Source organism: Burkholderia lata, from assembly GCF_902499025.1.
Lineage (GTDB): Bacteria > Pseudomonadota > Gammaproteobacteria > Burkholderiales > Burkholderiaceae > Burkholderia > Burkholderia lata_C.
The window spans coordinates 1-13,463 of the sequence record NZ_CABVPW010000029.1 but is presented as its reverse complement, the minus strand read 5'-3'; the positions used below and the strand labels follow the sequence as shown (position 1 = coordinate 13,463).

9 protein-coding genes are annotated in these 13,463 nt (G+C 66.7%); 4 read left to right on the top strand and 5 right to left on the bottom strand.

All coding sequences use genetic code 11. From position 1 onward, the window contains the following. Positions 1-11: 11 nt before the first annotated feature. The 5 genes from pgaA to BDI24065_RS26535 form a co-directional block, all read right to left on the bottom strand. A complete protein-coding gene (pgaA, locus tag BDI24065_RS26555; protein ID WP_175033774.1) occupies positions 12-2,717 on the bottom strand; it encodes a poly-beta-1,6 N-acetyl-D-glucosamine export porin PgaA in 2,706 nt (901 codons plus the stop codon). A gap of 105 nt (positions 2,718-2,822) precedes the next feature. Next, the gene (locus tag BDI24065_RS26550) at positions 2,823-3,611 is read right to left on the bottom strand and encodes a hypothetical protein (protein WP_175033773.1); all 789 of its coding nucleotides are present in this window, start codon (positions 3,609-3,611) and stop codon (positions 2,823-2,825) included. 63 nt (positions 3,612-3,674) lie between these two features. Next, on the bottom strand, positions 3,675-4,085 hold the full coding sequence (locus BDI24065_RS26545) for a hypothetical protein (RefSeq protein ID WP_175033772.1): 411 nt from the start codon (positions 4,083-4,085) through the stop codon (positions 3,675-3,677). Between the two features lie 543 nt (positions 4,086-4,628). Next, a complete protein-coding gene (locus tag BDI24065_RS26540) occupies positions 4,629-4,775 on the bottom strand; it encodes a hypothetical protein (protein WP_175033771.1) in 147 nt (48 codons plus the stop codon). Positions 4,776-4,805: 30 nt separating this feature from the next. Next, positions 4,806-5,795, bottom strand: a complete 990-nt coding sequence (locus BDI24065_RS26535) for a LysR substrate-binding domain-containing protein (protein WP_175033770.1) — start codon at positions 5,793-5,795, stop codon at positions 4,806-4,808. Between the two features lie 605 nt (positions 5,796-6,400). Here BDI24065_RS26535 and BDI24065_RS26530 point away from each other — a divergent pair. From BDI24065_RS26530 to BDI24065_RS26515, 4 genes are all read left to right on the top strand, one after another. Next, positions 6,401-7,816: a circularly permuted type 2 ATP-grasp protein gene (locus tag BDI24065_RS26530; protein ID WP_175033769.1), complete on the top strand. Its 1,416-nt coding sequence runs from the start codon at positions 6,401-6,403 to the stop codon at positions 7,814-7,816. 64 nt (positions 7,817-7,880) lie between these two features. After that, a complete protein-coding gene (locus tag BDI24065_RS26525; RefSeq protein ID WP_174910732.1) occupies positions 7,881-8,822 on the top strand; it encodes an alpha-E domain-containing protein in 942 nt (313 codons plus the stop codon). An 8-nt stretch (positions 8,823-8,830) separates the two neighbouring features. Beyond that, positions 8,831-9,805 carry a transglutaminase family protein gene (locus tag BDI24065_RS26520; RefSeq protein WP_175033768.1) on the top strand — a complete coding sequence of 325 codons (975 nt, stop codon included), beginning with the start codon at positions 8,831-8,833 and terminating at the stop codon, positions 9,803-9,805. Between the two features lie 96 nt (positions 9,806-9,901). Continuing rightward, positions 9,902-13,315 carry a DUF2126 domain-containing protein gene (locus BDI24065_RS26515; RefSeq protein ID WP_175033767.1) on the top strand — a complete coding sequence of 1,138 codons (3,414 nt, stop codon included), beginning with the start codon at positions 9,902-9,904 and terminating at the stop codon, positions 13,313-13,315. Positions 13,316-13,463 lie beyond the last annotated feature (148 nt).

The window sequence follows — 13,463 nt, the reverse complement described above, 5'->3', positions numbered from 1 at the left end:
CGATCTCCTTGCTAGAACGGCAGGTTGACCGACATGAAGCCGGTTTCGGAGCGTTCGCGCTCGCCGTCGTACGCGTGGCTGCTGACCTCGACGCCATAGCTCAGCGTGATGTCGTTCTTGAACGTCCACGCGTGCTCGAGGCGCGCGCTCCACAGAGGGCTGGTGCCGAAGCCGCGCTCGTTGTACACGCCGCCGGACACCGAGACACGCTGCTGCAGACCCATGTCGCCCTTCTTCCACAGGGTCAGCTGGTGCATGACGGTCGCCGCGGCCGCATAGTCGCGGCCCGGGTTGAAGTAGGGCGCGTCCTGGCGCGTGTTGCTGTCGGTGCCGAGATCCAGCGAGACGTTGACCTGCTGGTTGGCGGTCGTGTACACGCGCTGCGTGGCGGTCGCCGAGATCTCCTGGTGCAGGTTCGTGTCGCTGTAGCGGCTCACGCCGTAGCTCAGCTTGACCTCGCGGCGGTCGTTCTGGCGATACACCACCGAGACGTTCGCCGAGCGGCCCCAGATGTGCGCGGCATACGCTTTCCACGGCAGCGAGTTGTCGTTGGTGTCGAGCGAGCCGCTGACGGTCCAGTAGTCGTTCAGCGCGTAAGCGATCGACCCGCGGCCACCGGTTCGGCCGTCCGTGCCGAGCGAGCGCGTGACTTCGCCCTGGACCGTGAGCGGCCCGTGACGGTAGTCGCCGCCGATGCCGGTACGCGTGCGGCTGAGGTTGCCGACGTCGGTCTGCGCATAGCCGAAGAACGTATGCGAGAAGACGCGCCAGTTGTCGCCGAACGGTTGCGAATACACATAGCTGTCCGACGTGAAGCTGTTGTCGGCCAGTGCGCTGTTGCCGTGCTCGTAGCTCAGGTCGGTCGTGAACACGGGGCTGCGGTACGCGTTGTAGTCGCGCTTGAAGCCGCGCACGGCACCGCTGTCCGGGAACGTGTTGTCCAGGGTCTGGTCGACGTTCTTCGCGGTTGCGTAGTCGTCGGCCGCGAGCGACGCGCGGCCGAGGCCCGCGAGCATTTCGACGCTGTCCGGGTGGTCGGTCAGCGACGCGCGATACATCGCGATCGCCTGGCGGGGATGCGACTGGCCGGACACCGCGTCGGCGTGCGCGGCACGGATCTCCGCGTTGAACGGCACCTGTTTCTCGAGCGCCTCGAGCGTGGCGATCCCTTGATCGACGTGACCCGTGAAGATCAGGTATTGCGCGCGCAGCCGGTAGTAGCGCAGATAGTCGCTTTCTTCCGGACCATAGGTGCTGATCTCCTTGGCCGGCGGCAGCGACGCACCCATGTCATCGAGCGCCTGCTTCGCGTCCGCCGCGCGGCCCTGGTCGACGTACGACCAGAACAGCCCTTCGCGCAGTTCGATCGGGCGCGTGTGTGCACCGTACTGGAAGCCGCGGGTCGCGCGGTCCGTCGGCGCTGCGGTTGCCTGCTTCAGCGCGCGCTGGTACACGGCGTTCGCCTTGCCCGGTTCGCTCAGGTACAGGTACGCGTCGCCGACGGCAGACAGCGCATCGATCGAGATCTCCGCGTTGGACGGAATGGTCTCGAACGTCGTGACGGCCGTCTTCATGTCGCCGCGCGCCGCATAGGCGACCGTGCGGTCGCCCGCGAGCGCCGTGCGGACCGGCGTGTACTCGGGCGTGGCCGGCATCCGCTTGTCGAGATCGTCCGCCGCGCGCAGCGCGTTGTCGATCCCGTCGAAACGGTCGGAACTCGTCATCGCGCGCGACTTGTCGCGTCCGCCGCGCACCTGCTGGCGAATCGCGAGTTCTTCGAGTTGCGCGATGTCGACGGCGGAGAACGCATCGGGGCGTGCTTTCGCTTCGTCGAGTGCCTTGATCGCGCCGCCGCTCGCCGCGAGGCCGAACACGTCGTTGCGCACGGTCTCGACATCGGCGGTACGGAGATTCGGCGCCTGGGCATTCGGGGTCTCGACGTTAGGCCCTTGTGATCGTTGTGTCGGTTCGTCGGGTAACGGGTCGCCGGGTGTCTGCGAATTCGGCGCCGGAGGCGACGGCGGTGGCGCAGCAGGCATCTGGGGAACGGGTGCAGGCGAGTTCGGCATCGGGGTGCCGGATGCCTGCGCGGTTAGCGTCGGTGCAATCGACGGCGCGGTGGGTGCGGCCTGGGCTTGTGCGACCTTCGGCGGGGTGTCGGAAGTCGGCACGACCGGCGCAGGCGAGGAGGCTGTAGCAGTGTCGGACATCATCGCGGCGGGAAGCGTCGGCGCATCGGGCGATCGGGCGTTCTCGGCCTGCGCAAGCAGCATCGGCGCCTCCGGTGCCTGCGCGACCGCCGCGGGCGTATTCGGCGCAATCGGCGATCGCGCGCCAGGCACCGGGTCGTTCGATTGCGGCGCCTCCGGTTCCACCACGACCGTGGTCGGCATGGCCGGCGGCTGCGGGCTCGATGCCTGCGCGATCTGCATCGACGCATCCGAAGCCTGCGCGATCGGCGTCGGCGCATGAGGGGGCGGGGCGACCTCGGCGTCGGCAATCTGGATCGACACGACCGTTGGCTGCCGGTCGCGCGGCGGCGCATCCGGCGCGTCGTTGGTCCCGGCGATTGCGTTGACGCGGCCCGGTTCCGTCTCTCCATCGGCGGCGAAGCAGGGGCCGGACGCGACGAGCAGCAACACCAGCGGCGCATGCAGGAGGATCCGCCGGTTGGACGGAGCGACGGTCGTGCATGGCTGTTGACGATTGTTGGCCACGTGGTGTCCTCCTTTCGAAACGATCACATCGGTTGCGCGCCAGACGACGCACGTCGTCGCGGGTCGCGCGGCCGGGCTGCGCATGCCCGGCGATGCGGAACCGGCTCAGAGCCGGTTGCGGATCGCCTGACCGAGCAACGCGCGCGATTCGCTGTTCTTCGGGTCGATCGCGAGCGCCCGGCTCGCGTTGTGTTCCACACAGTTCCATTCGTCGATCACCGCGCACGAGCGCGCCTTCGCCAGCGCACGCGCACCTTCCAGTTCCGCGCGCGTGATGCTTGCCGTCTGCATGTGCGCGGTGTCGGTGCCGTACGGCCGGGGTTTGGGTGCGAAGTCCATGCGCTTGCTCGTGCCTGCCAGCATTTCGGTACGCAGGGCGCGATGCACGGCGCCGTGCCGTGTGGTGGCGCGACCGTAGGACGATGCCGCTTGCGTGCTGGCCGCGAGTGTCACGGGCGGTGCATGCGGCGACGGGCGGTGCTGCGAGGTAGTACGTGGCGCGGACCGCGGTGCGGCTTCCGGTTCGACCGCGCGCGTAACGGGCGGCAAGGTCGAACCGTCGGGCGCAGCCGAAGCCGAGACGACCTGCAGCGGCTGCGTGGCCTGCACGTTTGACGAATCCGGCTCGCGTGCGACGGAAGTTCCGGACGCACCGGTGGCGCGTGCGGCCATGGTCATGATCGACTGGCGGTACTTTCCGACCGCGGTTCGGATCACGCCGGAGATGTCGTGCGTCACGCTTGCATGGCCGACCGTCGTGTCCCGCTCGGCGTACGCGAAGATGCCGAAGATCGTGGCAAACGCGACGAAGCTGAGTGCTGCGTTCTTACCCGGGCCCCAGGAGGGTTTCGGCTGGGTGTCCGGGGCGCGGTCCGTTCGTTCTGCAGGAGTCATGCAATGCTCCTCGATTCGATACGCTGCGGTGAATGAAGCGATCGGGGCGGGTTGACGTTGCGCTCACCAGCGCAATTGCGTGGCGAGGTCGCCCGTTTCGACGATCGCGAACTGCATGGCCCCCTGATAAGTCCCTTCGACCCGGTAGCTCGCATCCGGCACGCTGAACAGGCAACGCGATCCCGATGCGTTGAATTCGACCAGTACACGGCCGTGTCGCCGCAGGCGCACTTGCACGTTGGAAAGCGGTTGCCCGGTCCGGGCCGATGCGAACGACACGCCCAGGTTGTACGGACGGCCATCGGGGGGAAGCGGTGCCGTACCGTCGATCCGCGCGTCGCCGCAGATATAGGAAATCACGTAGCGGCCGGTACCCGACCCCGACGCGGGTGCCTGGGCCATGGCATTCATGCAGAGCGTGGCGATGACGACGCTCAGGAAAGGGCAAGCATGCTGTCGAAACGAGGAAGACATTGCAACCTCCCATCCGGAGTCAATGGCAACGCATTAACTCCGAGTCAGATTTGCCAGCGTTCTTTTTGCGACACGCTATTGATACACGACGGTTTTTGAACCAACAACCGCATGTGGCCTGAATGGCACGGGGTTATAACATCCTATTTAAATAGGATAACGACGAATTCGTCTGAGCCACTTGCCGCTGAAGAAAGTCGATCTTGCAAGATATGAATATTGCTTTCGGTAGCAATGATCGCGTACGCATTGAATCACGTCGGAGGTATCGACATTCATGCCGAAAAGTAACGACTGATAAAAGGAATTTTTGCGGCTGTGTTCGAGGCAAAACGATGACGGCCCGGATACAGGTTGCGCAATTCGAAATAAGGGTGCGACGTTTTTGATATTCTGGGTTGTCTCGGATAAATCGAAACTTTTATTTTGTTCTGTAACAGATTATTTCTGGTCGGAAAATCAGACGGAATATCCGGATCGTGAAAATGCAGGGGTAAAAATTAGATATTGAACTGCAAACGTTTGCGATTCATCTGATATCGATTACGGGTCCGGTGCAGTAATTTCGCGGGCCGTGGATTGATTGCCGTTGAAAAGCAGGCTGCGTTCGCCGCGAATTGGCGCGACGCGGAAGCAGGCGGGCGCATGATTGCCCGACACGACAACTGCGCTCGCGTCGCCGACGGACACGACGCGAACGCCAACGCGAACGCGCGAAGATCAGCGGCTGCCGCCCGCGCTGCGGCGTGCGATGCGCATGGCCGGCGCGACCGCGGGTTCGCCGGTACCTTCGACCGCCGCACGCGGCCGGTTCATGATGTAGGTCCACAGTTGCTCGGCCGCGAGCCCGCGCTTGCGGGCCGATCGATACAGGCGGATTTCGAGCTCGGTGATCCAGTCGCCGGAACCCGCGCACACGAGCGTGCCTTCCGCAAGCTCCTTCGCGACGCAGCTTTCCGGCAGCCAGCCGATTCCGTGCCCGGCCACGACCATGCCCTTCAGCGCCTCGGACATGTGCGTCTCGAAGCACCGGTGCAGCACGTACGGCTCGGTGGCATTCAGCAGCAGCATCTCGACGATGTTGCCGAGAAACGCGCCCGACGAATACGCGAGCAGCGGCAGCGGGGCATCGGGGGTGCCCGGCAGCTGGAACACGGGCTTGCCGCGCGCGTCAGGCGTCGACACGGGCAGGATCCGTTCGACGCCGAGGCTGACGAACGGGAAGTGATTCGGGTCGAGCACGATCGGCAACTGAGGATGGTGATAGCCGAGCAGCAGGTCGCATTCACCTTCGACGAGCTGCTGCACACCTTCCGGCACGTTCACCGCGTTGACGCGTGCGGTCACGTGGCCGACCTCGCCGTTGAGCTGCTTGAGCCACTCGGGAAACAGCGTGAAGACGAGCGTGTGCGCGACCGCGAAACGCACGACCTGGTCGCTGGCCGCAAACTGGTCGTAGCCGTTCACGAGATTGCGCGCCGCATACATGCTGCGCAGGATGTCCGCGGCGAGCCCGCGGAACATCTGGCCGGCGGGCGTCAGCGTGATCGGGTTGATGCTCCGGTCGACCAGCTTCGCGTCCATCCAGGTTTCGAGCGCGGCAATTCGTCTGCTGAATGCCGACTGCGTGAGGTGCCGGTTACGCGCGGCCTTGGAAAAGCTCTTGGTATCCGCAAGGCTCAGGAAATCTTCCAGCCACTTTGCTTCCATTTCGATCTTCGCTTTTTATAGTCCGGCGCCTGAAGGGTGGCGCCGCTTTGCTGCACGAACAGGCCCCTTAGCGTACCGCGCCTCGCGCCGGTCGGGCCGATGTTTTTTTTCGATGGGTGTCAGTCGAAATATGCATGGGCATTGTCGGCGGGATTACGGCTGCATAGCGTTGAGGTGCCGGACCCGGCTAACCGGACAGTTCATCGCGTCGAACTGCCGGTGCGGCCGCAGACGGTACTTCCCCCCAGGGCCGGCTGCGCCGTGCGCGTGCCGGCCCGCCTTCCCATCCCTTCATTTCGGCGCGGCCCGGCGCCCGGGCGGGCCGTTTTTTGTGCAGTGCAGATTGCACATTCATGACACGCGGGGGAACTATGTTCGCAAGACGCGGCGCAGCATGAACCGTGCGCGCCGGCGACGCACCGTCGTCGCCCGTTGCGTCGGGCGCTGCACCGCGATGGTGCGCAATGCCGCGCGGGCGTGCCTGGCGCGGCGCAAAAAGGGGGGATTATCGAGGGGATCGCGCAAGGCACGTTCCTTGCGACGCAGTCGTTACGCCGGTCCGGCATGCGCAATGCCGGGGAAAACGATCGATGGAGAAAAGATCGATGAAGCCATTCGATGAAATGCTGCAATCCGGCGACATGGTAAGGGCGCCCTACGCGCGCCTGAAGCAGTGGCTCGACACGCAGAATCCCGCGAGCCTCGCCCAGAAGGCCCACGACGCGGAAGGCGTGTTCCGCAAGACGGGCATCACGTTCGCCGTCTACGGCGACGCGGAAGCCGCCGAGCGGCTGATTCCGTTCGACATCGTCCCGCGCATCATTTCGGGTGCCGAATGGAGCCGGTTGTCGCTCGGCATCGAGCAGCGCGTGATGGCGCTCAATGCGTTCCTCGACGACATCTATCACCGCCAGGAAATCGTGCGCGCGGGCATCGTGCCGAAGCACCTGATCGCGCACAACGAAGCGTTCGTTCCGGAGATGATCGACTTCCGGCCGCCCGGAAACGTTTACACGCACATCATCGGCGTCGACATCGTGCGCACCGGCGAGAACGAGTTCTACGTGCTGGAAGACAACGCGCGCACGCCGTCCGGCGTGTCGTACATGCTGGAAAACCGCGAGACGATGATGCAGCTCTTCCCGGAGCTGTTCCAGCAGGTGAAGGTGCGTCCGGTCGAGACTTATCCGCAGATGCTGCGCCAGTCGCTCGCGGCCGTGTGCCCGCCGGGCGGCAACGCCGACAATCCGACCATCGCCGTGCTGACGCCCGGTATCCACAATTCCGCGTACTACGAACATTCGTTTCTCGCCGACCAGATGGGCGTGCACCTCGTCGAGGGCAGCGACCTGCAGGTGGTCGACGGCCGCGTCGCGATGCGCACGACCGAGGGCTTCCGGCCGATCGACGTGCTGTACCGCCGCGTCGACGACGCGTTCCTCGATCCGCTCACGTTCCGCCCCGATTCGGTGCTCGGCGTCGCGGGGATCATGGACGTCTACCGCGCGGGCAACATCACGATTGCGAACGCGCCCGGTACCGGCATCGCCGACGACAAGGCGATCTACTCGTACATGCCGGAGATCGTCGAGTTCTACACGGGCCGCAAGGCGCTGCTGGAGAACGTGCCGACCTGGCGCTGCGGCGAGGCCGACAGCCTGAAGTACGTGCTCGACCATCTCGACGAACTGGTCGTGAAGGAGGTGCACGGGTCGGGCGGCTACGGGATGCTGGTCGGGCCGTGCGCGTCGAAGGCGGAGCTCGAGGCCTTTGCCGCGAAGCTGCGCGCGCGCCCCGCGAACTACATCGCGCAGCCGACGCTCGCGCTGTCCACGACGCCGATCCTGACCGAAGCCGGCCTCGCGCCGCGCCACGTCGACCTGCGGCCGTTCGTGCTGGTGTCGGACCGGATCCGCATCACGCCGGGCGGGCTCACACGCGTCGCGCTGAAGGAAGGATCGCTCGTCGTCAACTCGAGCCAGGGTGGCGGCACCAAGGACACCTGGGTGCTGGCCGACTGAGCCGGACGCGACCGCGCGCCCCGCGACCGGGGTGCCAACCGAACGAAGACGGAGTGGACACGAGATGCTTCTGGGACGTACTGCAAGCGGTCTCTACTGGATGTACCGCTATATCGAGCGCGCGGAGAACATCGCGCGCATCGTCGATGCCGGGCTGCGGATGGCGCTCACGCGCACGTCCGACGCGCCGGCCGAATGGTCGTCGGTGCTCGTCAGCTCGGGCACGGACGACGGCTATCGGCAGAAATACGATGCGTATGCGGCCGATACCGTGACCGACTACCTGCTGCGCGATCGCGACAACCCGTCGAGCGTGCTGTCGTGCATCGAGGCTGCGCGCTCGAATGCGCGGATGGTGCGCACGGCGCTCACGCGTGAAGCGTGGGAGAGCGTGAACGGCGCGTGGCTCGCGTTGCGCCGCGCGCTGGCGCAGCCGGTGCCGGAGAGCGAACTGCCGGCCGTGCTCGACCAGGTGAAGCGCGAAACCGCGCTGATCCTCGGCAGCTTCTACAGCACGATGCTGCGCAACGAGATTTTCGATTTCGCGCAGATCGGCGCGTTCGTCGAGCGCGCGGACAACACCGCGCGGATCATCGACGTCAAATACCACCTGTTGCTGCCGTCGGTGTCGCACGTCGGCACGATCCTCGACAACTACCAGTGGGAGACGATCCTGCGCTGCGTGGCCGCGCACCGTTCGTACCGCTGGGTGTACGACGTGCAGTACAAGCCGATGAACATCGCCGACTACCTGATCCTGAACGGCCGCATGCCGCGTTCGCTGCGCTATTGCTACGGGCGCGTCGTGTCGAGCCTGAACCTGCTCGCGAAGGATTACGGCGTGACACATCCGTGTCACGACACGGCCACGAAGATCCTGCAAATGCTGTCCGATACCTCGGTCGAGCGGATCTTCAAGAGCGGCCTGCACGAGTTCCTGACCGACTTCATCGGCCGCAACAACAGCCTCGGGCTCGAAATCGCCCAGGCCTACAACTTCGACTGAGAATTGCCATGCGACTCGCCATCCGACACATCTCGCGTTATCAGTTCGACGATCAAGCCACCCATGCGCTGCAACGGCTGCGGCTGCGCCCGCAGTCGGGCCCCGGGCAGACGGTGCGCGCGTGGCAGGTCACGATCGACGGCGTCGAGCCGACACTGTCTTATGCCGACGGGCTCGGCAACCGGATCGACCTCGTGCGTCACGACCGCGGCGCGAAGGCCGAGATCGTCGTCATCGCGGCAGGCGTCGTCGAGACGCAGGACCGCTCTGGCATTATCGGCAATCCTGAAGGGTATGCGCCGCCGTGGATCTTCGAGCGCGAGACCGCGCTCACGAAGGCGGGCGACACCGTGCGCGCGCTCGCGCAAGCGCTGCCGATCGAGCCGCGCAGCCTCGACGCGCTGCACTGGCTGATGACGGAAGTGCACGACCGCATCGCATATGCGCCGAACCTGGCCGCCGAAGCCCCCGTCGATGCGGAGACCGCGCTGCAGAGCGGCGAGGGCACGAGCCGCGACCATGCGCATGCGTTCATCGCGGCCGCGCGCGTGCTGAAGATCCCCGCGCGTTATATCTCGGGCTACGTGCTGGCGGACAGCGCGATGCAGCGCATTGCCGACGCGAAGCAGAACGCAAGCGACGAGGAGGAAGAAGCGCTCGCGCTGCAGAGCGGCGAGGGCATGCAGCAGGTGCTCGGCGCGTCGCATGCCGCGCAGTCGCAGGGGCTGCCGCAGCCGGCGCTCGGCGCGCAGCCGCAGGCGGCCGGGCTGACGCAGCAGCCGGCCGGCCACGCGTGGGCCGAGGCTTATGTCGAAGGGCTCGGCTGGGTCGGGTTCGATCCGTTCATGAATCGCTGCCCGGACGAGCGCTACGTGCGCATCGCGGTCGGCCTCGACTATCGCGACGCGCAGCCGGTGACGGGGCTCGGCGCGACGGCCGTCGGCGTCGAGATCAGCGTCGTGCAGACGCCGGAACTCGTCTGACCTCGCGCGCGTTTTCGCCGAACCCGCCAGGCCGGGCCGCCGCGTCGCATCGAGCGCGACGCGGCGCGCGGCCGGCCCAACCCGAACCGAGCTCCCATGTCCATCCACGTCGCGCTGCATCACACCACCCGCTATCGCTACGACCGGCTCGTCAACCTCGGCCCGCAGGTCGTGCGGCTGCGGCCGGCACCGCACTGCCGGACGCCGATCCTCGCGTATTCGATGACGGTCGAGCCCGCGCAGCACTTCATCAACTGGCAGCAGGACCCGTTCGCGAACTATCTCGCGCGGCTCGTGTTTCCGGAGCGCACCGAGCACTTCGAGATCACGATCGATCTCGTCGCCGAGATGTCGGTGTACAACCCGTTCGACTTCTTCCTCGAAGCCAGCGCGGAGCAATACCCGTTCAGCTATGACGATGCACTGAAGACCGAACTCGCGCCGTATCTCGTGTGCGACCCGCAGACGAGCGCGTCGCAACTGTTCCGCTCGTATCTCGACGGTGTCGACCTCACGCCGGCTGGCACCGTGAATTTCCTCGTTGCGCTGAACCAGCAACTGCAGCGCGACATCGGCTATCTCGTGCGAATGGAGCCGGGCGTGCAGACGCCCGAGCAGACGCTCGAGCTGGCCTCCGGCTCGTGCCGCGACAGTGCGTGGCTGCTTGTGCAGCTGTGCCGTCATCTCGGCATCGCCGCGCGTTTCGTGTCGGGCTACCTGATCCAGCTCACGCCCGACGTGAAATCGCTCGACGGTCCGAGCGGCACGTCGGTCGACTTCACCGACCTGCACGCGTGGTGCGAGGTTTACCTGCCGGGCGCCGGCTGGATCGGCTTCGACCCGACCTCGGGCCTGCTCGCCGGCGAGGGCCACATTCCGCTGGCCTGCACGCCGCAGCCGACCAGCGCCGCGCCGGTCGAGGGGCTGATCGACGAGTGCGAGGTGTCGTTCGAGCACGAGATGAGCGTGACGCGCGTGTACGAATCGCCGCGTGTGACGAAGCCGTATACGGACTCGCAATGGGACGCCGTGCTGGCGCTCGGTACGCACGTCGACGGCGCGCTGGCGGCCGGCGACGTGCGGCTCACGCAGGGCGGCGAGCCGACCTTCGTATCGATCGACGATCGCGACGGCGCCGAGTGGAACACCGACGCGCTCGGCCCGACCAAGCGCGGTTACGCGACCGAGCTCGTGCAGCGGCTGCGCGCCGAATACGGTGACGGCGGCTTCCTGCATTTCGGGCAGGGCAAGTGGTACCCGGGCGAGCAACTGCCGCGCTGGGCGCTGTCGATCTTCTGGCGCGCGGACGGCCAGCCCGTGTGGCACGATCCGTCGCTGTTCGCCGACGAGCGCGAGCCGTCCGCCTATACGACCGACGACGCGAAGCGCTTCATCGACGCGCTGGCCGCGCGGCTGAACCTGACCGGCGAATTCATCCGGCCCGGCTACGAGGACGTCTGGTACTACCTGTGGCGCGAGCGCCGGCTGCCGGTCAACGTCGATCCGTTCGACTCGCGGCTCGACGACGAGCTCGAACGCGCGCGGCTGCGCAAGGTGTTCGAGCAGCAGCTCGACAGCGTGGTCGGCTATGTGCTGCCGGTCAAGCGCACGGAGGAAACGCCGGGCCTCGACGGGCCGCGCTGGCAAACCGGCCCGTGGTTCTTCCGCGACGAGCGGATGTACCTCATGCCCGGCGATTCGCCGATGGGCTATCGGCTGCCGCTCGATTCGCTGCCGTGGGCGAGTCGCGCCGACTATCCGTACCTGGTCGAGCGCGACCCGTTCGCGCCGCGCGACGCGCTGCCGGACGCCGCCGCGATCCGTGCGCGCTACGCGGGCCCGGCCGATGCGCCGCGCTACCTGTCCGGCGTGCATCGCGAGGCGGCCGCGCAGACCGTGATGCAGTGGCGCGACGACGGCACGGCCGGGAACGGGCGGGCGGCCGCGCGCGACCCGAGTCGCCGCCCCGAGCGCTTCGAGTCGGCCGCGTGGATCACGCGCACCGCGCTGTGCGTCGAAGTGCGCAACGGCATCCTGTACCTGTTCATGCCGCCGCTCGCCGCGCTCGAGGATTATCTGGAGCTGCTCGGCGCGATCGAGCTGACCGCACATTCGCTCGGCGTGAAGCTCGTGCTCGAAGGCTATCCGCCGCCGCGCGACGCGCGGCTGAAGCTGCTGCAGGTGACGCCCGATCCCGGCGTGATCGAGGTGAACATCCATCCGGCCAAGAACTTCGACGAACTGGTCGATCACACCGAATTCCTGTACGACGCCGCGTGGCAGTCGCGCCTGTGCAGCGAGAAGTTCATGGTCGACGGCCGCCATGTCGGCACCGGCGGCGGCAACCACTTCGTGCTCGGCGGCGCGACGCCGGCCGACAGCCCGTTCCTGCGCCGCCCGGACCTGCTCGCGAGCCTGATCGCGTACTGGCACAACCATCCGTCGCTGTCCTACCTGTTCTCGGGGCTGTTCATCGGGCCGACGAGCCAGGCGCCGCGCGTCGACGAAGCGCGCAACGACCAGCTCTACGAGCTCGACATCGCGTTCGCGGAGATCCAGCGCAACAAGCTGCTGTTCGGGCAGGACATGCCGCCGTGGCTGGTTGACCGCGTGCTGCGCAACCTGCTGATCGACGTGACCGGCAACACGCACCGCAGCGAATTCTGCATCGACAAGCTGTATTCGCCCGATTCGTCGACCGGCCGGCTCGGCCTGCTCGAACTGCGCGCGTTCGAGATGCCGCCTCATGCGCGGATGAGCATCGTGCAGCAACTGCTGCTGCGCGCGCTGGTCGCGCGTTTCTGGGCCGCGCCGTACACCACGCCGCTCACGCGCTGGGGCACCGCGCTGCATGACCGCTTCATGCTGCCCGAGTTTCTTCAGATGGATTTCGACGACGTGCTGACCGAACTGCGCGATGCCGGCTTCGCGTTCGATCCGGCGTGGTTCGCGCCGCACTTCGAATTCCGCTTCCCGCTGTTCGGCCAGATCGCGGTGAACGGGATGCAGCTGTCGCTGCGCGGCGCGCTGGAACCGTGGCACGTGATGGGCGAGGAGGGCGCGCCCGGCGGCAACGTGCGCTACGTCGATTCGTCAGTCGAACGGCTCGAGGTACGCGTGACGGGGCTGAACGACAACCGGCACGTCGTGACCGTCAACGGCCGAGCGCTGCCGCTGCAGCCGACCGGCACCGTCGGCGAATACATCGCGGGCGTGCGCTACAAGGCGTGGTCGCCGCCGTCCGCGCTGCATCCGACCCTCGGCGTGCACGCGCCGCTCACGTTCGACATCGTCGATACGTGGCTGCAGCGCTCGCTCGGCGGCTGCCGCTATCACGTCGCGCATCCGGGCGGGCGCAACTACGCGACGTTCCCGGTCAATGCGTACGAAGCCGAGAGCCGCCGGCTCGCTCGCTTCGTCGAGATGGGGCATACGCCGGGGCGGATGGATGTCGCGGCTGCCGCGCCGAGCCGCGAATTCCCGTTCACGCTCGACTTGCGGCGACCGTGACGGGGCGATGACAGGACGGACGACGATGCGCGGTTCGCAACTTCCCGGCGTACCGGTCGATTGCGGCCCCGCCGGAATGCTAGGATGCGGGCAGATTGCGGCCGCGCGCCGCGGCCCGCCGCCCGACCGGCGGCGCGCGTGCGCGGCC

Excerpts from the sequence above, each read along its gene's own strand:
- BDI24065_RS26535 (WP_175033770.1), bottom strand. The coding sequence starts at position 5,795 with ATGGAAGCAAAGTGGCTGGAAGATTTCCTGAGCCTTGCGGATACCAAG.
- BDI24065_RS26550 (WP_175033773.1), bottom strand. The coding sequence starts at position 3,611 with ATGACTCCTGCAGAACGAACGGACCGCGCCCCGGACACCCAGCCGAAA.
- BDI24065_RS26530 (WP_175033769.1), top strand. The coding sequence starts at position 6,401 with ATGAAGCCATTCGATGAAATGCTGCAATCCGGCGACATGGTAAGGGCG.
- BDI24065_RS26520 (WP_175033768.1), top strand. The coding sequence starts at position 8,831 with ATGCGACTCGCCATCCGACACATCTCGCGTTATCAGTTCGACGATCAA.
- BDI24065_RS26545 (WP_175033772.1), bottom strand. The coding sequence starts at position 4,085 with ATGTCTTCCTCGTTTCGACAGCATGCTTGCCCTTTCCTGAGCGTCGTC.
- BDI24065_RS26525 (WP_174910732.1), top strand. The coding sequence starts at position 7,881 with ATGCTTCTGGGACGTACTGCAAGCGGTCTCTACTGGATGTACCGCTAT.
- BDI24065_RS26515 (WP_175033767.1), top strand. The coding sequence starts at position 9,902 with ATGTCCATCCACGTCGCGCTGCATCACACCACCCGCTATCGCTACGAC.